Annotated in this window: 17 protein-coding genes; all 17 read left to right on the forward strand. The window is 52.6% G+C overall.

Features of this window, described 5'->3' with window-relative positions:
* Nucleotides 1-115: 115 nt before the first annotated feature.
* The 17 genes from L63ED372_RS00550 to L63ED372_RS00630 all read left to right on the forward strand — a co-directional run bounded on the left by L63ED372_RS00550 (nt 116) and on the right by L63ED372_RS00630 (nt 23,856).
* The gene (locus tag L63ED372_RS00550; protein ID WP_197275290.1) at nt 116-6,004 is read left to right on the forward strand and encodes a beta strand repeat-containing protein; all 5,889 of its coding nucleotides are present in this window, start codon (nt 116-118) and stop codon (nt 6,002-6,004) included.
* A gap of 145 nt (nt 6,005-6,149) precedes the next feature.
* The gene (locus L63ED372_RS00555) at nt 6,150-7,847 is read left to right on the forward strand and encodes a type I secretion system permease/ATPase (RefSeq protein WP_062401834.1); all 1,698 of its coding nucleotides are present in this window, start codon (nt 6,150-6,152) and stop codon (nt 7,845-7,847) included.
* Nucleotides 7,844-9,091 carry an HlyD family efflux transporter periplasmic adaptor subunit gene (locus L63ED372_RS00560; protein WP_082431539.1) on the forward strand — a complete coding sequence of 416 codons (1,248 nt, stop codon included), beginning with the start codon at nt 7,844-7,846 and terminating at the stop codon, nt 9,089-9,091. Before L63ED372_RS00555 ends, L63ED372_RS00560 begins: the two co-directional genes overlap by 4 nt.
* A gap of 17 nt (nt 9,092-9,108) precedes the next feature.
* Nucleotides 9,109-10,407, forward strand: coding sequence for a TolC family protein (locus tag L63ED372_RS00565; RefSeq protein ID WP_197275291.1), 1,299 nt, complete (start codon nt 9,109-9,111; stop codon nt 10,405-10,407).
* A 163-nt stretch (nt 10,408-10,570) separates the two neighbouring features.
* The gene (locus L63ED372_RS00570) at nt 10,571-12,892 is read left to right on the forward strand and encodes a polysaccharide biosynthesis/export family protein (protein WP_231624514.1); all 2,322 of its coding nucleotides are present in this window, start codon (nt 10,571-10,573) and stop codon (nt 12,890-12,892) included.
* 198 nt (nt 12,893-13,090) lie between these two features.
* Entirely contained in the window at nt 13,091-13,498 is a 408-nt protein-coding gene (mntA, locus tag L63ED372_RS00575; RefSeq protein WP_197275292.1) for a type VII toxin-antitoxin system MntA family adenylyltransferase antitoxin, read from the forward strand.
* A gap of 25 nt (nt 13,499-13,523) precedes the next feature.
* Entirely contained in the window at nt 13,524-13,901 is a 378-nt protein-coding gene (hepT, locus tag L63ED372_RS00580) for a type VII toxin-antitoxin system HepT family RNase toxin (protein ID WP_197275293.1), read from the forward strand.
* A gap of 27 nt (nt 13,902-13,928) precedes the next feature.
* Nucleotides 13,929-14,276: a nucleotidyltransferase domain-containing protein gene (locus tag L63ED372_RS00585; protein WP_062401845.1), complete on the forward strand. Its 348-nt coding sequence runs from the start codon at nt 13,929-13,931 to the stop codon at nt 14,274-14,276.
* Nucleotides 14,273-14,761 carry a hypothetical protein gene (locus L63ED372_RS00590; protein WP_062401848.1) on the forward strand — a complete coding sequence of 163 codons (489 nt, stop codon included), beginning with the start codon at nt 14,273-14,275 and terminating at the stop codon, nt 14,759-14,761. Before L63ED372_RS00585 ends, L63ED372_RS00590 begins: the two co-directional genes overlap by 4 nt.
* 195 nt (nt 14,762-14,956) lie before the next feature.
* Nucleotides 14,957-16,123, forward strand: coding sequence for a GumC family protein (locus L63ED372_RS00595; protein WP_062401851.1), 1,167 nt, complete (start codon nt 14,957-14,959; stop codon nt 16,121-16,123).
* Between the two features lie 147 nt (nt 16,124-16,270).
* Entirely contained in the window at nt 16,271-17,545 is a 1,275-nt protein-coding gene (tviB, locus tag L63ED372_RS00600) for a Vi polysaccharide biosynthesis UDP-N-acetylglucosamine C-6 dehydrogenase TviB (protein WP_062401854.1), read from the forward strand.
* Between the two features lies 1 nt (nt 17,546).
* Nucleotides 17,547-18,686 (forward strand): NAD-dependent epimerase/dehydratase family protein, encoded by a 1,140-nt coding sequence (locus L63ED372_RS00605; RefSeq protein WP_062401857.1) that lies wholly within the window; start codon nt 17,547-17,549, stop codon nt 18,684-18,686.
* A gap of 297 nt (nt 18,687-18,983) precedes the next feature.
* Nucleotides 18,984-19,406 (forward strand): methyltransferase domain-containing protein, encoded by a 423-nt coding sequence (locus L63ED372_RS00610; RefSeq protein ID WP_082431540.1) that lies wholly within the window; start codon nt 18,984-18,986, stop codon nt 19,404-19,406.
* A gap of 38 nt (nt 19,407-19,444) precedes the next feature.
* Nucleotides 19,445-20,674 carry a flippase gene (locus L63ED372_RS00615; protein WP_231624590.1) on the forward strand — a complete coding sequence of 410 codons (1,230 nt, stop codon included), beginning with the start codon at nt 19,445-19,447 and terminating at the stop codon, nt 20,672-20,674.
* Nucleotides 20,675-20,900: 226 nt separating this feature from the next.
* Nucleotides 20,901-21,851, forward strand: a complete 951-nt coding sequence (locus L63ED372_RS00620; RefSeq protein ID WP_156343518.1) for a hypothetical protein — start codon at nt 20,901-20,903, stop codon at nt 21,849-21,851.
* Nucleotides 21,848-22,777, forward strand: coding sequence for a glycosyltransferase family 2 protein (locus tag L63ED372_RS16085; protein ID WP_082431745.1), 930 nt, complete (start codon nt 21,848-21,850; stop codon nt 22,775-22,777). The genes L63ED372_RS00620 and L63ED372_RS16085 overlap by 4 nt, the downstream gene beginning before the upstream one ends.
* An 83-nt stretch (nt 22,778-22,860) precedes the next feature.
* Nucleotides 22,861-23,856, forward strand: a complete 996-nt coding sequence (locus L63ED372_RS00630; protein WP_231624515.1) for a glycosyltransferase family 4 protein — start codon at nt 22,861-22,863, stop codon at nt 23,854-23,856.
* Nucleotide 23,857: the final 1 nt, after the last annotated feature.

A 23,857-nucleotide genomic window follows, 5' to 3' on the forward strand; every position in this document is an offset into this window, starting at 1 on the left:
CGCTTAACAACCGATTTGAAGCCTTGAAACCATCGGAAATGTGTTAAATTGATAGGGATGCTATTTTTTATTAATATCAACTTGATCTGTCATTCTGGTCAAAAGGATGAAAATCGTGAATTCTGCAAACGAAAATAATGTTTCCGAAGTCAAAGAAGCCGGTCAAAAGCGCGGCTTCAAGAGCTCCAAATCGCTGCTCAGAGCCATTGGCGGCGCGGCCTTGTTGGCCTCTGTTTTTGAGGTCTTGGCCAAGGCCAAAGAGCAAGATTGGGACACCCATGCTCTGCAAGCCCTAGCCCTTGGCAATCCAGAAGGTCAAGAGCAGCCCACGCAAGCCTCCGTGGACCAAGCCATTGAACTGCTGAACGCCATTTATGAACAAGTGCCTTCTGCTGCTGCCTGGGTAGACAGCGAAGCGCAGAACTTGGATGGCAAGCTTGAAAAAGGCCAAGATGTCGCAGTCTCTGCCTTGCTGCAAACCATGGGATTGGATGTGGCCCTGCTCAAGGCCAGCTACGAAGGCGTAATCTTGGCCCAAGCCGCTGCACCTGCCGCAAGCGACGCGGGTGCTGCAGCTGCTCCGGCCGCTAAATCCGCAGGTGCCAGTGAAGGCCTGTTGGCCGAATTGAGCACGGCTCAGATTTTGGGCTTGGGTTTGTTGGGTGTGGCCGTTGCTTCCATGAATTCGGGTTCAACGACAGACACCACAGCGCCTGCTGCTCCGGTCATAAGCACCGCCAGCACAAGCACAACCAACACCAAACCCACGATTGCGGGTACTGCAGAAGCAGGCAGCACTGTTTCTATTTATGCGGGCACTGCATTGGTTGGCACCACCGTGGCCAATGCCTCGGGCAACTTCAGTTTGACCTTGACATCACCATTGACCGATGCTGCTCACACCATTACGGCCAAAGCCACAGATGCTGCGGGCAATGTGTCTGCCGCTTCCTCAGCCATCACCATCACGGTGGACACCACGGCGCCTTCCAAACCTCTGATTGCTTTGGGCAATGGTGTGGGCGTGAATGGTGCCGACACAACCGAAGCCACTCAAAACTCGGGTGTGATTACCGTCAACGCAGAGCTGGGCTCAACGGTGACGGTCACATTCACCGACGAGCAAAATAACGTGGTCACCAAAACCTTCACGGGTACAGGTGCTGCCAATGGCGTTAGCCTGAGCCTGTCTGATTTGGGCAGTGGTCAAAATCAATTGGATGACGGCCAAATTACTGTCAATGCTGTGGCTGTTGACGCCTTGGGCAACAGCAGCGAAGCCGGCACCGCCAGCTTCACCCTGGACGCCGAAGCGGCTGTGTCGTCCACCGTGGTGGACGGCTATGTGCAAGGGGCCACTGTGTTTGCCGATTTGGACGCCGACGGCGTCAAAGACAGCAACGAACCAAGTGCCATCACCAACAACAACGGGGTGTTCAGCTTTAACACCCGCGAGGTGCTGACGGGCAAACAAATCGTGTCCTTGGGCGGTATCGACTCGGACACCAAGGCCGAAGTTCCCATGCTGAAGGCCTTGCACGGCAATGCCGTGATCACGCCTTTGACCACGCTGTACACCACCGTGTACGTCGCCAATGGCGAGTCGGCAGCCGCCACCTTGCTGAGCAATTTGGGCGTCACGACCGCCGACCTGGCCACCGACCACGTGGCGGCTTTGAGCAGCGCCTCCAATGCCGCAACCGCCGGCAATGCGTTGAAACTGCAAGCCTTGTCGCAAAACGTCTTGGTGGTGGTGCAAGCCGCTACCAAACTGGCCGTGGGCTTGGGCGCTACCGACTCGGCCGCATCGATTGCCGCCTCAGCATTCTCTAACGTGGCATCGCTGACCGCTGCCAACCTGACCAAGCTGACCTCGACTTCTGCCACTGATGCGGCTTCGGTGTTGTCCACCGTGTTCACTTCTGTGGTGTCCAGCAAGGTCTCTTCGGACGCCAACGTGTTGACCGCCGTGAACAGCCTGATCACGGCAGCGGCCTCGTCGGTCTCGGCCGTTACAGCCAATGTGTCACAAACGACGGCCGCCCAAGTGGCCGCCGTGACTGCCGGCACCGCCACGGTTGCCAGCATCAAAGAGGCTGCCAGCAACGTGCTCGATGTGACCCAGGTGGGCATGAATGGTTTGGCCTCGACGGTCTTGGCCTCGGCAGCCAGCCTGGCCTCGACCATCACCGACTACAAGGCCGCCACCGGTACGGCGGCCACCAACTTGTTGACCACGCTGACCAACACCGCGGCCACCCAAGCGACCACGCTGAACACCACCTATTCAACCAGCACCATCACCACCCTGGCCAGTGACACTACAGCGCCCACGGTGACGGTGACCTCGGATGTGGCCAATCTGGGTGCAGGCATGACCGCCAACTTGACCTTCAGCTTCTCGGAAGTGCCGCTGGGTTTCAGCGCCTCCGACGTGGTGGTGACAGGCGGCACCCTGTCCAACCTGGCGGTGTCCAACACCAACAGCAAGGTCTACACCGCAGTGCTCACCCCCACCACCGTGGGAAGCATCAATGTGGCTTTGAGTGGCGCCTACTACGATGCCGCAGGTAACCTGGGCTCGACCGGCACTGCCACCCTGACTTACACCAACTCGCCGGTGGTGAACATCACGGCCAGCAAAACCGCTCTGCTGTCGGGTGAAACGGCCTTGCTGACCTTCACTTTTGACCAAACCCCCGTTGGTTTTGACAGCTCTGATGTCAAGGTAACCGGCGGTACATTGTCTGACTTCGCGTCAGTCAGTGACAAGGTTTACACAGCTGTTTTTACACCAACAGCTGGCACAGATCAGTTCTCGCCCTCCTTGAGCATTGACAAGGGTTCGTACACCAACAGCGCCTCTGGCGAGGGTGTGGGCGCCAGCTTGACTTTGAGCGCAGACACCCTGGCACCCGTAACCCCCACAGTCTCTTTGACCACAGACAGCGGCACCAGCACCAGTGATCTGATCACCAACAACGGTGCATTGACAGTAAGCGTCGCTGCCTCCGATGTGACCCGAAGCTACACCATCAACAACGGTAGCGCGTCAGGCGCGTACAAAGCGCCTACAACAGACGGTGCTTACACTGTGGTGGTGACCGACACCGATGCTGCTGGCAATGCATCGTCTGCAACGCTGACATTCACGTTGGACACCACTGCGCCAACCACACCAACTGTTTCGCTGACCACGGACAGCGGTTCAAACACCAGCGACACGCTCACGAACGATGGTGCATTGACATTGAGCAATACAGCCACCGACGTGACCCGCAGCTTTGCGATCAACAACGGCACCGCCTCAGGCACGTACACAGCGCCCACAACAGACGGCGCCTACACCGTGGTGGTGACCGACACCGACGCGGCTGGCAATACGGCTACGGCCACTGCGACCTTTACGCTGGATAAAACAATAGCAAAGCCCACACTCGCCTTGAAAACCGATTCGGGCACCAGCGACAGCGACAAAGTCACAAACAATGCTGAAATCAACTTCAGCACCCCAGCCAATGATGTGACCCGCACTTACACCGTGGATGGCGGTACTGCTTCCAGTAGCTATGATGCACCCACTGTTGACGGTAGCCATACAGTGGTGGTCACAGACACAGACCAAGCGGGCAACACAGACACTGCTTCATTAACATTTACCCTGGATAAAACCCTGGGTGTCCCTGCTCTTTCTGTCAGTTTGCAGTACGACACAGGCACAAGCACCACTGACCTGATCACCAACAATGCAGCTATTTCGGTGAGCACACCCGCAGATGGTGTCACTCGCACTTATGCGGTAAACGGCGCTCAAGCCACTGACAGCTATGTTCCGCCTTCGACAGATGGCGCTTATAGCTTGGTGGTGACTGACACCGATACGGCTGGCAACACATCGTCTGAAACTCTGACATTCACCTTGGACAAGAGCGTCCCGACCCTGACGGTCAGCGGTGTGAACATCAGCGCCGACACGGGCACCAGCGCCACGGACTTCACCACGAAGACGGCGAGCCAGACGATCACGGGCACGCTCAGTGCCGCGTTGGCTACTGGCGATATCTTGTACGGCTCTGTGGACAACGGCAGCACCTGGACCAACGTCACCAGCAAGGTCAGCGGCACAGCCATCAGCTGGGACGGCGCAACGCTCTCGGGCAGCAGCACGATTGTTTTCAAGGTCACGGACGCGGCTGGCAACGACAGCAGCAACACTGGCAGCCAGGCTTACGTGCTGGACACTACAGCGCCAACCCTGACGGTCAGCGGTGTGAACATCAGCGCCGACACGGGCACCAGCGCCACGGACTTCACCACGAAGACGGCGAGCCAGACGATCACGGGCACGCTCAGTGCCGCGTTGGCTACTGGCGATATCTTGTACGGCTCTGTGGACAACGGCAGCACCTGGACCAACGTCACCAGCAAGGTCAGCGGCACAGCCATCAGCTGGGACGGCGCAACGCTCTCGGGCAGCAGCACGATTGTTTTCAAGGTCACGGACGCGGCTGGCAACGACGGCAGCAACACTGGCAGCCAAGCTTACGTGTTGGACACTACAGCGCCAACTACCCCAACTGTATCGCTGACCACAGACAGTGGTTCAAGTCAAACGGACAAAATTACAAACGATCCATCCTTGACCTTTAACTCGCCCGAAAACGGTGTCACGCGCATTTATTCTAGTGATGAGAATGACGTTGAACCTTACAGCAGCGAAGTGTATGAGGAGGTGGACTCAGACGGCATCCAAACTGTGGTGGTGACTGACATCGATGCGGCTGGCAATTCGTCTACTGCCAGAATCACATTCACACTGGATAGGACTGCTCCTACAATTTTTATCAACGCAATTGCAACCGATGACATCGTTAACAGCACTGAAGATAATTCGGCATTAGTTGTTTCTGGATCGACCACCGGAGTCGAGGATGGTCAAAAGGTTACGGTAGCACTTGGAGCCTATAACGCCCAAGCTGAGGTGACCAATAATTCATGGTCACTGAGTGTGGCTGCAAACATCTTTCAATTGGTTACTGAAGGTACAGCTCAGGTTACCGCAAACGTACAAGATGTGGCTGGTAATTCTGCAACTCAAGCAACCAGAAGCGTTACCTACGATAAAACCGCGCCAACTATTTCGATCACCACAGATAAAACATCTCTTGCATTCAGTTCAAGCAGTGTTGAAACCAGCACCCTTACATTTACTTTCTCTGAAGCCCCTGAAAGCTTCAGTGCAGACAATGTGACCGTGGCTGGTGGTTCGTTGAGTAACCTTGCTGTTTCTCAATCGAATTCCAAGGTCTACACGGCTACTTTCACGCCAAGCGGCTCAGCTGCTATTTCTGTGTCTGTCGCAACCGGTGACGTGAGTGATGTGGCTGGCAATGCAAGCACCACCGCTTCAAATGAAACGACTATGGGTTTGGATTACCACGTTATTGACACAGGTGTGATTGATGGGTCTGCGTCCTTCGACAGTCTGGGTCTGGATTACAGCGAATTGCAGTCGATCTTTAATAACGTCCAAGCTGCCGATGGATCTGGTGTGTCAACTGTTGAGGTTTCATTGGGCGATTCCACTTGGTTTGTGAATCAGCCCTTGAACGCCAACAATCAGTCAACTGTTTCTGTCCCGACAAAGTTTGAAGACAGTTTGCTGACCACCTTGTTAGTGACAGACGCCGACTCTCCAACAGGCAGCTGGTCCAATTTGACTCAACAACAAACACAAAACTTGGTTTGGTTCTTGGATCAGTTGGGTGACAGTGGTGTTGACAGGTTGTCAATGACCCAAGATACCCAGTACGCGATCGAAAGTTCTTTGTCCAATTACGGTTACGCGAATCTGGAAGAGCAGCTGAAGTGGGGTGCCACAGATGCTGTGATTTGGTTGATTGGACTTGATTCTGGCTCGGGTTCGGGATCGGGATCGGGATCTGGCACAGGTTCCGGTTCGGGCTCAGGTTCGGGTTCTGGTTCTGGCTCTGGCGGTTTCTAAGTTTGCAATTTAAAAGTTCAGCAGCCCTTCCAAGAAATTGGGGGGCTGTTTTAGTGAGATCGTTAGATCAATGGCTGCATTTGCAAACACTCCGATAGGTACGCAGTTATTCAAACAATCCAAGGTGCTTCTTTCTGCGCTGGTCTTGACGTTCATCATCGAGCTGGCAGCCTTGGGACCCATCATTTATATGCTCAACACCTACGACAGGGTGGTCTCCAGTCGTAGCCTTGTGACATTGCTTTCACTCACCGCGGTCTTGGTGTTGGTGTATTTGTTTGCCGGTATTTTGGAATGGATACGCTCGCAAATTCTCGTTCGCTTGTCTCTCAAACTGGACTGGGAGTTGGCGCCAGATGTGTTTGACGCAGCCTACCGGCAGCAAATCAGAAGCAAGGATGTCAATATTCACCAACTTTTGGGTGATTTGATTTCCTTTAAACAGTTTGTCAGTTCCGGCCCGGCATTGGCATTGATGGAATTGCCCATGGCTTTGATAGCGGTTCTGGTGGGCTTGATGATGCACCCTGTGTTGGCGGTCTTTACCGCAGCAGCGATTGTTATTTTGTTGCTGACCACTTACCTGCAGCAAAAACTGACCTCGTCCACACTGATGGATGCCAACAACCAGTACGCATTGTCCAACCGCAAGGCGATGATGTTGTTGCGCAATGTTGAAACCAGCTATGCCATGGGCATGGAGTCTGTTGCCCGTAAGCACTGGTACGAGGAACACAAAAAGCACCTGGAACTGCAAAGCACCGCCTCTGAATTGGCCGGGGGAGTGGGTGGCTTCATTGGTTTGCTGAACAAACTTTTGCCGTCTTTTGCTTTGGGATTGGGTGCTTACTTGGCCATCAATGACCTGATCACGGCCAGCATGGTGTTTGCTGCGTCGATGTTGATCAACAAAGCGATTGCACCCATTCAGAAAATATTAGGCAATTGGAAATCGATCATTGAAGCCCGACAGGCCTACTCGCGCCTGAACGAGCTTTTGCAAGACTACCGTGCCAAGACGAAGTCCATGGCTTTGCCAGCACCGAAGGGTCACTTTGTGATCAAAGGCCTGAGCATCAAGCCTGGCGCCAGCAAAGACCCCGTGTTGGAAGGATTGAACTTCGAAGTGCAGCCTGGCACGATGTTGGCCGTAGTGGGACCCATGGGCAGTGGTAAGTCTACCTTGGCCAAAGCGATGGTGGGTATCTGGGCGCCGAGTGAAGGCTCTGTTCGTTTGGATGGCGTAGAAATTTCTCAATGGGACAGGGATGAGGTAGGACCTCACATCGGTTTTGTGGCACAAGAGTCCGGATTTTTTGACGGCAGCGTGGCCCAAAATATTGCACGCTTAGGGGATGTGAATCCAGAGTTGGTGGTGCAAGCCGCCACGCGCGTAGGCATGCACGAGATCATTCTCAAAATGCCGATGGGCTACAACACCCCGATTGGTGAGGGATCACCTTATGTGCTTTCTGGCGGACAGAAGCAGCGTTTGTCCATTGCGCGGGCGATCTACAACAGTCCAAAGGTTTTGGTGCTGGACGAGCCCAACAGTGCCTTGGACGATGAAGGTGAGAAAATATTGGCCAGTCTTATTGATGAATTCAAAAAGATGGGTCACACCATTGTTGCTGTCACGCACAGGCCGGCTTTGGTGGGCCTGGCAGATCAACTCTTGGTGCTTCAAGCAGGACGCATGGTGGCCATGGGGGCACCGCAAGAAGTGGTGAACAAGTTTCAGCAACAAAATGTCCAACCCAATGCAGCGCATGCAAACAGCGCCAACGCGCATTCAGAAACACGCAAACCGGGTGGCGCTTTGTCTCAGGGGGACGCGCCATGATGGATCGTTTGTTCAACGCCTACATTGCCAGCGACCTCACGCCGCGTGATTTGACGCCGCCATCCGCAGGCAAGATCGGCTTGGGATCGGTGACAGCATGGGTGGTGCTGATTTTCTTTGCGGGGTTTCTCAGCTGGAGTGTTTTGGCGCCTATAGACGAGGGCGTCGCCGTGGAGGGGTCTGTGACTTCTTTGGGCAACCGCAAAAGTGTTCAGCACCATTTGGGTGGTGTGGTGAGCAAAATATTGGTCACCGAAGGTCAGACAGTTGAACAGGGTGAGTTGCTTTTGCTTCTGAATCCCTTAAGCTCACAAGCCAACTTGGCAGGTGCCCAGTTGCAGCTGATCAATTTACTCGCCAGCGAAAGCAGATTGCGCAGTGAAAGGCAAGACCTAGCTCAAATTGAATGGCTTCGTGAACTCTCCAAATTGGGCGCGGATCCGAGTGCATTGGAGGCAAAGAACGTTCAAACAAAAATGTTTGAAGCACGCAAAGCCGAATATGAAACATCACTTCGAACCAAGCGGGAACAAGTGGCACTTCTCAAGTCAGACGCGCAAAACGCGATTAAGCTTGCCAATGAGGGGCTGATGCCCAAAATGGAAGCCAACAACATGATGCGTGAAGCCTTGCGCAATGAAAGCGAGCTTTCTCAATTGGTGAACGCCAGGTTGTCGAAAATCGGTCAAGATTTATCGGAAATTTTGGCTCAAAAAGAGGCTTTTCAAGCCAAAGTGAGTTCTTTGAGTTTTGATCGAAACCAATACGACATTCGATCACCGGTCAGCGGTGTGATTTCAAATTTGAGGGTCAACACCGTAGGTGGCGTGGTCACGCCAGCACAGACCTTGATGGAAATCGTGCCGGGTGAGCAAAACTTGGTGATCGAAGTGAGGGTGCCCACGCATTTGATTGGCAAAATCAAACAAGGCATGGAGGCAAATTTACGTTTTGTGGCCTTTGCCGAGAGAAACACACCTATCGTGATGGGTGAGGTCATTTTGATCGGCGCTGACAAAGTGGCATCGGACAAAATTGGTGACCCCACACATGTGGAGGCCGGTCGTGCGGATTACTATTTGGTGCGCATTGCCATCCGAGATGATCTGAACCAAAAATTGCCCAACAAAACTTTGCAACCAGGTATGCCTGTGGATGTTGTCTTTAAAGGTGGCGAGAGGACGTTCATGACCTACCTTTTCAAGCCTTTGACCGATCAATTGTCAAAATCCTTCCTCAACTGATGCTGCGTCTTATCGCCATGAAAAAGCGCTATTCGCCTGTGGATGCTTGTGCTGCAATCAGGGGATGCATTCACGCCGGCCTTTGCGCAATGTTTTTGGGGCTTGCGACGCACACACTGGCAAATGACTTTGTTAAAACCTTAGAGCTGGCTTACCAAAACGACAGGTCTTTTCAAACGGCCAAATCTGAACGCGATTTAGGTGTTCAGGAATCAGACCGAGCAGCGCTGGTGTATTTGCCAAGTCTGTCGTTTGAAAGGGGGCGCTCACCCTTTGAGGCCAAAGACCGTACCACGACACAAATCACTCAGCCGCTGCTCGACATTGATCGCTACGCCACTTATCAGGAGATGACGGACAAGCGTAATTACGCTTTGGCCACATTCGCGGTCAAGGAGCTGGATCTGGCGCGCAAGGTGTTCAAAGTTATTTCTAATCTGGTGCATCTGAAGGAGATGCAAGTCTTGGCGCTGAGTGAGGCCAAAGATTTGGAGCGACAGGCACAAAGGGCCATGCGGCGCTTGGAGTTGGGAAATGGCACATCGATGGATGTGACCACCGCCCAGGTTCAGCATGCTCAGGCTTTGGCAAGGTACCAGTCTTTGCAAGCCGAGATGGGCCAGGCGGAGCAAAAATACTTTTCACTGACCGCCCAAACGACTGTATTGATCCGCGTGCGTCCAGATTACGAAAGTGCCTCGGGCTTTACGATGCCCTCATTTGAAGCTGCACAGGAATTCCAGAACAACCCGCTGGTTCTGCAAGCCCGTGCGCAATTGGAGTTTGCAAAGTTGGGTTTGATCAGGTCCAAATCGGCATTCATGCCCGTAGTGAATGCGGTGATCAGAAACACTTATTCCAATGCGGGCAGAGACAATTACATGGGCATGCATATCTCCACGCCCATGGGGATCTCTGCCTATTCTTTGTCGGCCAAACAAAAAGCAGAGCTGGAAGTTCAAAAAGCCCAGGCGATGCTGGATGAGGTTTTGGAGCAGTCGCGGCTCGAGGAAGTCAGCAGCGGCTTTGCAGTCAAGGCTTACGCGCGGGAGATGGCCTATCGCAACACGGCTGTGAGGGTTTCACAGGCAACAGTAGCAACGACAGAAAAGGCTTACGCTGCTGGCTTGGTGAGGGCCAACGATGTGGTAGCAGCCATTTTGGCCAGTTTTGATGTGCAACGCCAACGGCTCAATTTGATCATGAACCTGGCCGATCTGACGTTGAATCATCAGATCATTCGGAGTGTCCCCCCTCAACAAGCCATTTCATTGGTTCAGACGTTCTTTGTTGCGGACACATCCAGAAGCCCGTAAAGCTCGTGATCGTAAGAAATCCAAGTCCTTCTCAGCTTACAATCTAAAGTTAATAAAATTTATACGCACACGGGCAAACCCGTATGCGCCCTGTCGTGTTTGCTTGCTAAATGCAGCAAACACTGCGGTAGCCTACCCGGGCTTTTTTTACCTCACGCCTCACATGCCGAACAACTCCCCGATTTTTGTCCGTCAAACCCTCTGTGCTTTGCTGGTGGCTGGCTTGGCCTTGGTTGGCGGGCAGGCGCTGGCCCAAAACCTGCCCTCGGGCATTCTTCCCAATGGCGTGGCGCCAGCCGACACTGCAGCTGCAGGCTTCGCCCCCCCCGCGGCATTGCCTACACAGCCCCCATTTGGCCTTGTCACTCCACCCGTTTTGCCGCAGCGGCCGGATTTGGGTGCGGCTGACGTCCAGCGCACCGCATTGGGGCAGATCCGCCCCGCCAAGCCCCAATCACCTAGCCAGTTTCAGCGTTTTGTGCAAGCAAGCACGGGCAAACTGTTGCCGCATTTCGGCAGCAATTTGTTTGAAAACCCACTGGCCTATGCCGCAGACTCTGCCGCACCCGCCCCGGCAGACTACGTGTTGGGCCCTGGCGACGAAGTGCGCATCCAGATCTGGGGCGGCGTCGACCATGCAGGCAACCAAACGCTGGACCGCAGCGGCCAAATCAACCTGCCCAAAATCGGCACCATCGGCCTGAACGGCGTGCGCGTCAAAGACCTCGAAGACACCCTGCGCAAACGCATCGCCACTGTCTTCAACAGTGTTCAGGTCAACGCCACATTGGGCAAGCTGCGTGGCATCACCGTGTTTGTGGTGGGCCAAGCCCAGCAGCCCGGCACCTACAACCTGAGTGGCCTGTCCACCCTGGTCAACGCGGTGTTTGCCAGCGGTGGCCCCGGTGTCAACGGCAGCATGCGGGCTATCGAGCTCAAGCGCAACGGCCAGACCGTGACCACGCTCGACCTGTACGACTTCATTGCCCGCGGTGACAAATCCAAAGACGTCACACTGCAACCCGGCGACGTCATCATGATCCCGCCCGCAGGTCCTCGTGTGGCCATGACGGGCGCCTGGGACCATGCAGCCATCTACGAAATCAAACCCGGCAACACCGTTCAAGATGTGCTGAAGTTGGGGGGCGGGATGCCCACCCTGGCGGCACCACAAAAGGCGCTTTTGGAGCGCGTGGCCCCTGGCCAAAACACGCCACGCCAAGTCAAAGAGCTGGTGCTCGATACTCAAGGCCTCCAAGCCACCCTGCAAGATGGTGATGTCTTTACCCTGTTTGGCATCAGCCCAGAGTTTTCGAATGCGGTCACACTGCGTGGCAATGTGGAGGCACCTTTGCGGTACAGCTATACGGCCGGCATGCGCATCTCGGACCTTATTCCAGAACCCAAGGCCCTCATTCAGAAAGACTACTTTGTCCGCAAAAACGGTCTGGTGCAACTCAATGCAGGCCAAAACGTCAGTGGCGATCGCGTCATCAATGATGTGAAGAACCTGCTCGAAGAAATCAACTGGGACTACGCGGCCATTGAGAGACTGGATGCCAAAGAAGTCAAGACAGTGTTGATCCCATTCAACTTGGGCAAGGCTATCAAAGACAAAGACCCGCAGCACAACCTCAGGCTCATGCCGGGTGATGTGGTGACCGTGTTTGGCGTCAAGGATTTGCCCGTGCCCATGGAAAAACGGACCCAATTTGTGCGCATTGGTGGCGAGGTCAAAGTGCCGGGCATTTACCAGATCAGCCCCGGAGAAACATTGCCACAGCTGCTCGAGCGTGCGGGTGGCTTGAGCCGCAATGCTTTTGCGTATGGCACCGTTTTTAGCCGTGAAAGTACTCGTCAAGAGCAGCAGCGCAATTTGGAAAAAGCCAAGCGTCGCCTCGAACAAGACATCAACAGCCAAGTGGCCAGTCAGCTTCAAAACGTGACGGACAGTGAAAAAGGATCGGCAGTCCAAGCCCAAATTGCGGGCCAAAAAATCCTGCTCAGCCGTCTTCAGGGCTTGAGTGCAAGTGGCCGAATTGCTTTGGAGCTGGACTCGAAAAATCCTCAACTACCGGCGCTTGAATTGGAAGACGGAGACAGCATCATCGTCCCTCACAAGCCTAGCTTTGTGGGTGTCTTTGGCGCAGTCATGGCAGAAACCAGTTTCATTTACAAATCAGGCAATGATGTCGCCCACTACGTCGAAAAAGCTGGCCCCACACGCGAAGCTGACCTCGATGCTGCCTTGCTCATTCGGGCAGACGGCACAGTGCAATCGAACAAAGCCGGACGCAGTTGGTTGGGCTTAGGCAACGCCAACTTCATGACCAGTGTTCTCAACCCCGGCGACACCGTTTTTATCCCAGAAGTACTCGACCGCAGGTCTGCATACACACAATTCATCCAAGGCGCCAAAGACTGGACCACCTTGCTGTACCAATTTGGCCTTGGCGCCGCCGCACTCAAAACCATCAGAAACTGAAAGCAACTGGTCCCTGGGTCGTAGCCCGGGGTGACATTCAAAACACAAACAACCCCTGCTACTGTCATCCCGGACTAGATCAGGGATCCAGCTGAGCCAAACTGAAAAGCCTAGACCCCGGATCGAGTCCGGGGTGACAAATTAAAGACTAGACCCCGGATCAAGTTCGGGGTGACAGCTAAACCAAACCGAGCCTCCGTGCGCCTGACGCCCGCCCGAATCGACACCATCCAAAGCACCGTGCACGCGGTGCTGGGTTCGGCTTCGGGTTTGGCATTTGCGGTGTTGGTGGGCAGCCGGGCCGAAGGCACTGCAAGACAGGACAGTGACTGGGACATCGCCATCCAATGGTCAAAGCGAATATTGCCCATGGATAGGCTCGGCACAACAGAAGAGCTGCGACAAAGCCTCTGCTGCGCTTTGCTAGTTGCAGACTCGCAAATCGATTTGATCGATCTGTCCGACGCCCGCCTGACCATGAGAGCATTGGTGGCAGAAGAAGGGGTGCCCTTGTGGATCGGTGACGACCTCGCATGGGTTCGCTTCTTGCAAAACACCTGGGCCCAACTCGAAGACAACCAGTGGCGCAGGCAACATGCGGCTTGAGCTTTATCAACAAGAAACCGAGCGTTTGGCCAGCGATTTGCAAGCCATGCTTGACGCTGTCAGTCAGCGTCTGCATCAGCAACAAATGCTGTCCGCACTGGAACAAGCGGGTGTTTTGCACGCCTTGCAGGTGCTGACTGAAAACGCGATTGGCAAAGCCAAAGTCTGGATCAAGCAGCGCCAACTTCCCGTGCCGGTTTCGGCCTACGATGCATTTGCTCAACTTCATCGCGAAAAAATCATTGACGATGAAGCACTGCGAAATTGGACAGCAGCCATCGGCTTGAGAAACCGGATCGTGCATGACTACCTGAATATGGACATGTCGATCATCGAAAGCCTAGTCAAAGAACGCAAATACCAACTGCAAGTGCAGTTTCTTTTAAAAATCATCTCCCCGTAGTTCGGCATCTCCAGCCCCGACAAAACCATGCGCCTCACCCCCGCCCAAATCGACACCACACGCCAAGCTGCGACAGCCGCATTTGGCCAGGGCACATCGGTGTGGTTGTTTGGTTCTCGCGTGGACGACACCAAAAAAGGCGGTGACATTGATTTGTTGGTATGTCCCAAAACGCTAACAAGCGAAGCGGGCACAAGCAGCACAAACCTCGACGACACAGCCAAGCCAGCGTTGAGCTTCATGCAAAAAATCAAAATGCTGAACTTGCTGGAGCAACAACTGGGTGAGCGAAAAATAGACATCGTGGTGGAGCACCCGCAAGACCTGCGCCCCATTGTTGAAGTGGCCCACACCACAGGCATCCGACTTCAATGAATCAAAGCCCCGAACAACTGGCACTGCAACACCACATGGCGCTATGCCAAAGTCATGCCGAAGCTCTTCAAGATGCCTTGCAAGACATGCGGAACCGGGCCTTGAATGTGGACGACTACACCCACCTGAACAAAGCAGACCGCCGTCTGCTCGACCAATTTGCTTACCGCTACACCCGGCTGCAAGACGATATGGGAGCCAAGTTGATACCCGCCGTACTCAAAGCATTGGGCGAAGATATTGCACCCCTGTCTGCACTTGACCGATTTGCCCGGCTGGAGCAACTGGGCTGGCTGGCCAGCGCTGACGAATGGCAAACCCTGCGCCAAATCCGCAACCAGTTTGCCCACGATTATTCGGACAACCCAACCGAACGCTTTGAACGACAACAAGCCGCTGTTCACGCTGCCGTGCAACTCATGTCTGTATTGACGCGCTTTCAAAGCAAATCGACACCAGCAGTCCCTCCGTCATCCCGGACTTGATCCGGGATCCAGAGCACCAAAAAATGTCATCCCGGACTTGATCCGGGATCCAGCTGAGACAAGCAGAAAACCCTAGACCCCGGATCAAGTCCGGGGTGACAGCCAAACTTCCAAATGTAATCCCGGACCAGATCCGGGATCCAGTCCCCCCCAAATGTCATCCCGGACTCGATCCGGGATCCATCTCCTAAAAAAATGACCGACACCCCCCAACCCCCAGAAGCCGAAGACGAAATCAGCCTGCTCGACCTGCTGCAAACCATCGTTGACAACCTGCGCCTGCTCATCATTGGCCCGCTGGTGGTGGGCCTGGCCGCTTTAGGCATCAGCTTTGCCGTCACACCCACCTTCACAGCGCAAGTCGCCTTCTTGCCGCCGCAACAGCAGCAGGGCATGGCTGCCAGCATGCTGGCCAGCCTTGGAGCACTGGGCGGCTTGGCGGGTGCGGCCACGGGCCTCAAAAACCCCGCCGACCAATACGTCGCCTTCCTCAAAAGCAATAGCATCGAAAACGCCCTCATCGACCGCTTCAAGCTCATGGACCGGTATGAGGAAGAGTTCAAACAAGACGCCCGCAAAACGCTGGAAGGCAAAGTCAAAATTGCCAGCGGCAAAGACGGCATCATCACCGTGGACGTGGACGACCACGAACCGCAATTTGCCGCCGACATGGCCAACGCCCACGTCGAAGAGCTGACCAAACTGATGGGCCGGCTGGCCGTGACCGAGGCCCAGCAACGGCGCCAATTCTTCGAAAAACAGCTTGAGCAATCAAAAAACAAACTTACCCAAGCCGAACTGGCCCTGCGCGCCACGGGTGTGTCAAGCAGCGTGCTCAAAAGCAACCCTGCCAGCGCCGTGGCCGCTGTGGCAGGCCTGCAAGCGCAAATCACGGCGCAAGAAGTCAAACTGGGCGCCATGCGCGGCTATTTGGCCGAAACTGCGCCTGACTTCAAACAAGCCCTGACCGAGCTCGCCAACCTGCGCGCCCAGCTGGCCAAACAATCGCAGCAAGACAAAGCCGACCCCGCAGAGCAGGGCGACTACGTGGCCGCTTTTCGCGAATTCAAATACCAAGAAACCCTGTTCGAGTTGTTTGCCAAACAATTTGAAATGGCCAAAGTCGACGAAGCCCGCGAAGGCGCCACCATCCAGGTCATCGACGCCGCCACCCCGCCTGAGCGCAAGTCCAAACCCAAAAAAGCCCTCATCGCCATCCTGGCCACGCTGGCCAGCGGCTTTGCGCTGCTGCTCTTCGTCTTCGTCCGCCAAGCCATGCGCAACGCCAGCCAAGACCAAGAATCCGCCCAAAAACTCCAAGCCCTCAAAACCAGCTGGCGCAAAGCCTTGGGCCGTTCATGACCGGCTTCCAACCAAGTCGGACAACGCTGACCCTCAGGACTGCCATCCCGGCCGCCTAAAACGTCATCCCGGACTAGATCCGGGATCCATCTTTCCGAAACTCAGCGACTTTAGGCCCAGCAATACTGCCCGATTCACTTCCATCCCATGCCTACAAACAAAACCATAGCCATCATCGGACTCGGATACGTTGGCCTTCCACTGGCCGTCGAATTTGGCAAACACCGTACCACGCTCGGGTTTGACATCAACCAAACCCGCATCCACGAACTGCAGTCTGGGCAAGACCACACCCTCGAATGCAACCCCGAAGAACTGCAAAGCGCCACGCATCTGCGCTACAGCGCCAACGCGGTCGATCTGCAAGCCGCGCAAATCTACATCGTCACCGTGCCCACCCCGGTGGACCAAGCCAACCGCCCTGACATGACGCCGCTCGTCAAAGCCAGCGAAACCGTGGGCAAAGTGCTCAAGGCGGGCGACATCGTCATATACGAATCCACCGTCTACCCCGGTGCCACCGAAGAAGTGTGTGTGCCCGTGCTGGAAAAGTTCAGCGGCCTACAATTTAACCAAGACTTTTTCTGCGGCTACAGCCCCGAGCGCATCAACCCCGGCGACAAAGAACACCGGCTGCCCACCATCAAAAAAGTCACCAGCGGCAGCACCCCCGCTATTGCCGAAGAGGTCGACCAGCTCTACAAAGAAATCATCACCGCAGGCACCCACAAAGCCAGCTGCATCAAGGTGGCCGAAGCCGCCAAAGTGATTGAAAACACCCAGCGCGACGTGAACATCGCCCTGATGAACGAGTTGAGCCTGATCTTCCACAAGCTGGGCATCGACACACTCGAAGTGTTGCAAGCCGCAGGCACCAAGTGGAACTTCTTGCCCTTCAGACCCGGCTTGGTGGGCGGGCACTGCATTGGCGTGGACCCGTATTACCTCACGCACAAAGCGCAAGAAGTCGGCTACCACCCCGAAGTGATCTTGGCTGGCCGTCGCATCAACGACGGCATGGCCAGCCATGTGGCTGACGAAACCATCAAGCTCATGCTGTGCAAAGGCCTGCCCGTGCTGGGCAGCAAAGTGCTGGTGCTGGGCCTGACCTTCAAAGAAAACTGCCCCGATGTGCGCAACACCAAAGTGGTGGACATCGTCAAAGCTCTGCGCGGTTACAACACCCAAGTGGACGTTTACGACCCTTGGATTGATGTGGCCGAGGCCGAACACGAATACGGCCTGCAGTGCCTGCGCCAAGAGCCTACCAAGGGCCAATACGCCGCCATCGTGCTGGCCGTGGGCCACGAACAGTTCATGGCCATGGGCGAAGAAGGACTGAAAGCCTATGGCCAACCAGGTGCCGTGGTCTATGACGTGAAGAGCATCCTGCCTCTGGGCGCAGCAGACGGAAGACTGTGATATGACCGCCTACGAACAATTGCGCCATCAACTGCCAAAAGCACCCAAGACTTGGCTGGTGACGGGTGTGGCCGGCTTCATCGGCAGTAACCTGCTGGAAACCTTGCTCAAGCTGGACCAACGCGTGGTGGGCCTCGACAACTTCGCCACCGGCCACCAGCGCAACCTGGACGAAGTGCAAAGCCTGGTCACCCCCGCCCAATGGGCCAACTTCGACTTCATCCAAGGCGACATCCGCAAACTGGCCGACTGTCAGCGTGCCATGAAATACCGTCATTGCGAGGAGCGAAGCGACGCGGCAATCCAGTCCCCCATCCCCGTCAACTACGTCCTCCACCAAGCCGCCCTAGGCAGCGTACCCCGTAGCCTGGCCGACCCCATCGCCACCAACGCAACCAACATCACCGGCTTCCTCAACATGCTGGTCGCTGCACGTGACGCCAAAGTGCAAAGCTTCACCTACGCCGCCAGCAGCAGCACCTATGGTGACCACCCTGCGCTGCCCAAGGTGGAAGAAAACATCGGCAACCCGCTCAGCCCTTACGCCGTGACCAAATACGTCAACGAGCTGTATGCCGATGTGTTTGCACGCAGTTATGGCTTTGAGACCATTGGGCTGCGGTACTTCAATGTGTTTGGGCCACGCCAAGACCCTAACGGCGCCTATGCCGCCGTCATCCCCAAATGGACCGATGCGCTGATCAAAGGCGAGACCATCTACATCAATGGCGATGGCGAAACCAGCCGCGACTTTTGCTTTGTGGCCAACGCCGTGCAAGCCAACTTGTTGGCCGCAACGGCTGCAAGTCGCGTCATAGCGAGCGAAGCCAGGCAATCGAGTGCACCCGCCCCATCTCCTCTCAACCAGGTCTACAACGTAGCCGTGGGCGACCGAACCACCCTGAATCAACTCTTTGGCCTGCTGCGCGACAACCTTCAAACCGTCGTACCGAGCGAAAAGCGGCAATCCATTTCAGCAAGCCGACCCATTTACCGAGATTTTCGTGCCGGAGATGTGCGCCACAGCCAAGCAGATATCGGCAAAGCCCAGCGCCTATTGGGTTATGCACCAACAATCAGCATTGGCAAAGGCATTGGTGAAGCGATGCCCTGGTATTGGATGCAAAAAACTATACCCTAGTAATAAGAAATAAAAATTTATAGTTTTAAGTCATGAAAAAAGTAAAAAATAAAAAATATACGAACATAAAATTAATAATTACTTTTCGGCAACACAAAAAATACTCAAATTGATGCCAATTTTTCGGATCGTGTACTGTAAATAGGCTGCGGCTCAGGACAAACTCTTGAGTTACTCAAACACCGAAAGCTCTGCGAGAAAACGGTTAGAATTGAGCTGTTTGAAAAGGCAGCTGAAAATGAACGCACACGTGTTGATGCGAGATCAAACATCGGGGCAAGGACAAGCGGCTGACCGATGAAGACGAATTGGGTCAATTTGATTCTTATGCTAGATGTGCCAGAGCACCTGGTTGATCCTTGGAATGTGCTGCGTCGTATACAAAATATTCATTTAAAACCAGGTGGCAAAATGATTATTTCGTTGCTTAACGCCCGACATTTCACCTATGTGATGCCATTGATGCTGTACGGTGAATTTAGTTATCAAGAACGCGGCATTCTTGATAAAACACATCTTCGATTCTTTAAGCGGAAATCAGGCACAAAAATGCTTCGTGATGCTGGCCTTTCAATTGAAAAGGTCAAATGTACAAGTCTTGATAAATCGTTGAATAGTGGCAAGTTGAATGCATTAACTCTAGGAATTTTCTCAGAGTTCCTGACAAGTCAATTCATTTATCTGGCCAGTCCAGACCAAGCGCAAGGCAAAAACAGGTGAGGGTATCGCACATTGCATGGAACTTGGCAGGCTTGTCAGTGCCACTGCTTGTGGCTGCCGTTACAGTACCAGCTCTCCTTGATACATTGGATAAAGAAAAGTTTGGCCTCTTGGCATTGGCGTGGGGTCTTATCGGTTACGCCGGTGCACTCGATCTTGGCCTTGGGAGAGCCCTGACACAAATGGTGGCCAGTTTGCGTGGCGAACGCAGGCTGGTGGAGATTCCTGATACTTTGGCAACAGCAAGCCGTATAACCTTTGTGATCGGTCTTATTGCCGGTACCCTGATTGCTTTGTTTGCCTTGCTGGGTGGTGCCAGCATGATTCGAACCGAAAGCACACCTGAAGCAGAAATACAGTTTGCCATTTTTTTGCTAGCGATCGCATTGCCTGCACAAGCCATGAGCGCAACCTACAAGGGGCTAAATGAAGCTTTCATGAACTTTAAAGGTATTAGCTATTTGCGTGCGGTACTTGGCATTATAAATTTTGCAGGTCCGTATGCTGTTTCATTTTTCACCACTCAACTGCATTGGCTTGTTTCTTCCTTAGTTATCAGTCGGATTATCTCGCTTGTCATTTACAAGCATCTTGCAGCGCATTGCCTGCAACGTGAACCCGAAACCCAACAACCTGCAAGTTACTCGCCACGTATTGCAAAAAATTTGTTTACGTTCGGTGGTTGGGTCACGGTGAGCAGTGTCATTAGTCCGATCATGGTGCAGTCTGACCGTTTTTTTATTGCAGCCATGATCTCTGCAGCGGCTGTAACTACATACGTCTTGCCTTATGAAGTTGTTGTGCAAAGTCTTGTCCTAGTTGGCGCTATTTCAACAGTGATGTTCCCCGGCTTAAGCAAGCTGATGCAAGAGAAGCCTGATCAATGGCGTGCATATTTTCGAAAATGGTTGCTTCGAGTCGCTGCAATTATGATGTTTGTTTGTGTTTTTTTGGCGTTATTTTTGCCAATAATATTTAAATTATGGTTGGGTGAAAATATGGATTATGAGTCACTCATTATAGGGCGAATTTTATGCATAGGTGTATTTTTAAATTCAATAGGCTCTATGTATTATTCTGCTGTACAAGCAAAAGGTCGAGCAGACCTGACTGCAAAAATCCATATTTTTGAGTTGCCAGTTTATTCTCTTGCTTTGATAATGCTTGCAGTGCATTATGGTTTAAAGGGTGTTGCATGCGCTTGGTCGGGGCGTATGTTGGTGGATTTAATTTTATTATATTATTGCAATAGAAAAATTGATAAATAAAATTCTACTTGCTTATTTGGCTATGCCAATAATATTCCCTAATGCGTTACGAAGTTATTCGGTGCCGATTTTTCTATTGGTCGGGGTATTTTCGGCAATCGTATCTTATAAAAGTATAGGAAAGGTGCCGATAACAATATATGTGACGATGGCGTTGACTACAGTCATATTTTTACTAGTGGGGACATCGGCGGCCTATGCCGACGCGTTATTGTGGATATTATTCGTGTACATAGTATCGCCACTTTTATGGATGTTCTTTTGGAATAGAGTGCTTGAAAGAAGTGAAATTTATCAAGTGGTCAATATATTAAAAATTTATACTTTACTGGCTTGTCTGTCTATATTTATTTTCATGTATGTTTTTATTAATTATGGGTCGGAATATGTTGGAATGTTAATTGATGAGCCAAATGTAGAGTTTTCACAGGGCCGTATCGGGGTGGCCATGCATGTTCTGGGTTCGTTGATATTTCTTGGGACAGGATTTCTTGCAGTTCCTAATCTGATAAATAAGTGGTTGAGAATTCCACTGATTATCATATTAACAGCCGCAGCGTTGTCATCGGGTCGCTCAGCTTTGATTTTGGCAGCTGGAATAGGAATTTTTATCAACTTCGCAAGAATGAGTGTTATTGAAAAAGCAAGATTTGCAATGGGATCAATTTTCGTAATTTCACTTATTGGTATATTTTTGACGGTACTTTCCAGCTTTTCCGAGGATGAAATTCCAATTGATGTTTTTGAAATATTGTTAAATTTTTTGAATAAAGTAATTCAAGGCGGAGGTGATGAGAGGGTTATGCAATTGAGCTCTTTGATTGATGGCATCATAGAGTCAAATTTTTTAGGTGTTGGGCATGGTGTAAGTGCTTTGGTGGTGAGAAATGAGATTAATCCGTGGAAGTATGAATTGCTTTGGGTTTCGACAGTATTTCATGTTGGATTGATTGGTTTTTTTATTTATGCAATTCCAGTATTATTGGTAGGTTTAACTTTTATAAATTTAAAACGTTTAAAGAAACACAATGATTACGATGTATTTGTTATGGCGGGATTTGTGTCAATTTTATTGGCGTCGAATACTAATCCTTATTTGCAATCATTTGATTTCCAGTGGATGTTTGTATTCCCATGTGTTTATTTTTATAAGCGATACAGGGCTGAATTGCGATGATTGAAGTTGATTGTATAGTTGTTAATTGGAATTCTGGCGAGATATTAACAGATTGTCTGAAATCTCTTGAGAATTTCAACGGGACTTGTAGTTTAAACGTGGTTGTTATAGATAATGCCTCTGTAGACGAATCAGAGCAAGTGTCAAGTTTTTTCAGTGATGTCAGATTGGTTTGTGCTGGTGAGAATTTAGGTTTTGGAAAGGCATGTAATTTGGGTGCAACATTAACAGGGAGCAATTACATTTTATTTTTGAATCCGGATGCAGAGTTATTGCCAGATAGCTTAGAGAAGGCACTTGATTTCATGCAAGAACCTAAAAATGCAACTGTTGGAATCTGCGGTGTTCAACTATTGGACGAATCGGGCCATGTTTCCCGCAGCTGCGCACGTTTCCCAACACCGATAGGTTTTATAGCTCACTCTATTGGCTTAGACCGCTTCTTACCAAAACTTGGCCATTTCATGGCAGAGTGGTCCCACGACTCAACGCAAGTGGTTGATCATGTCATTGGTGCTTTTTATCTTGTTCGCCGTGAGTTATTCGAGGCAATAGGCGGATTTGACGAGCAATTTTTTGTTTATTTGGAAGATTTAGATTTTTCATACAGGGCACATAAAGCAGGTTGGCAAAGTGTTTATTTGGCTGATGTTCAGGCCTTCCATGCGGGCGGTGGCACGTCTAACCAAGTGAAAGCAAAACGCTTGTTCTATTCTTTGCGCAGTCGGCTGCTTTATGCCTTCAAGCATTTCCATCTGTTCGGGGCCGTGTTGGTTTTCATGACAACATTATTCATAGAGCCTATCTCACGCAGCGCCTTGGCCATTGGCCGACGTTCATGGTCTTCTTTGGCTGAAACCTGGGAGGGTTATGGCGTGTTATGGCGCTGGCTGCCGCAGTGGATTTTCAAAGGTGTGACACGGTGAAGCCTTTGCGTGTTTTGTCATTACCGCATTATGGCCAACAAGGTGCGTCCAGCAGGATGCGGTCTTGGCAGTATTTCCCAGTCATGCGCGAAGCTGGTGTGCATGTTGAAGTTCAGGCCCTCATAGATGATGCAACGCTGTTGGATCGTTACAAAGTCGGGTCATACCGTTTAGTGTCCGTTTTAAAGCGGTATGCATTGCGCGTTGCTGCGCTTTTTGGCTGTCATCGATATGATTTGCTGTGGATCGAAAAAGAGGCCTTGCCTTGGCTGCCCTTATGGTTCGAGTTGATCTTGCTGCGCCGAGTGCCCTACGTGCTTGATTTTGATGACGCGGTGTTTCACAACTACGATCAGCATCTCATTGCTTTAGTTCGTCGGTTGTATGGCTTGCGCCTGGATCGACTCATGGCCAAAGCTGCTTTGGTCATGTGCGGCAATCAATATTTAGCCGATCGTGCCAAGAGTGCGGGGGCGCAGCGGGTTGAGGTGTTGCCCACTGTCATTGATCTTGTGCGTTACCCCGCACCTGTATGGCCCAATTCGTTGCCGAAGCATGATGTTTCGACCATTGTTTGGATCGGGTCGCCAAGTACGGCGCGATATTTGCAAATTCTGCAGAAGCCCTTGCAGTTGCTCGCGCAACGTATGAAGTTTGTGCTTCGCATTATTGGTGCGGAATTTCACATGCCAGGCGTGCAGGTGGAGTGCGTTCCATGGGCAGAGGCCACAGAGGTGGCGTCCATTGCCGCATGCCACGTTGGCGTCATGCCTTTGCAGGACTCCGCGTGGGAGCGAGGCAAGTGCGGCTACAAGTTGATTCAGTACATGGCCTGCGGTTTACCGGTAGTGGCCAGCCCTGTAGGGGTGAACACTCAAATTGTTGAGCCCGGTGTGAATGGATTTTTGGCTAACAGCGACGGTGAGTGGGTGACAGCTCTTGAGCAGCTTTTGACGCAAGCCCAGTTGCGCCAGCGCATGGGCATGGCAGGTCGCGCCAAGGTTGAGGCGCAGTATTGCATTCAAAAAACAGGCCCCAAGATGGCCGAGCTTCTTAAAGAAGCAGCCAAGGGCGCTTGAT

It is taken from the genome of Limnohabitans sp. 63ED37-2, assembly GCF_001412535.1.
Taxonomy (GTDB): Bacteria; Pseudomonadota; Gammaproteobacteria; order Burkholderiales; family Burkholderiaceae_C; genus Limnohabitans_A.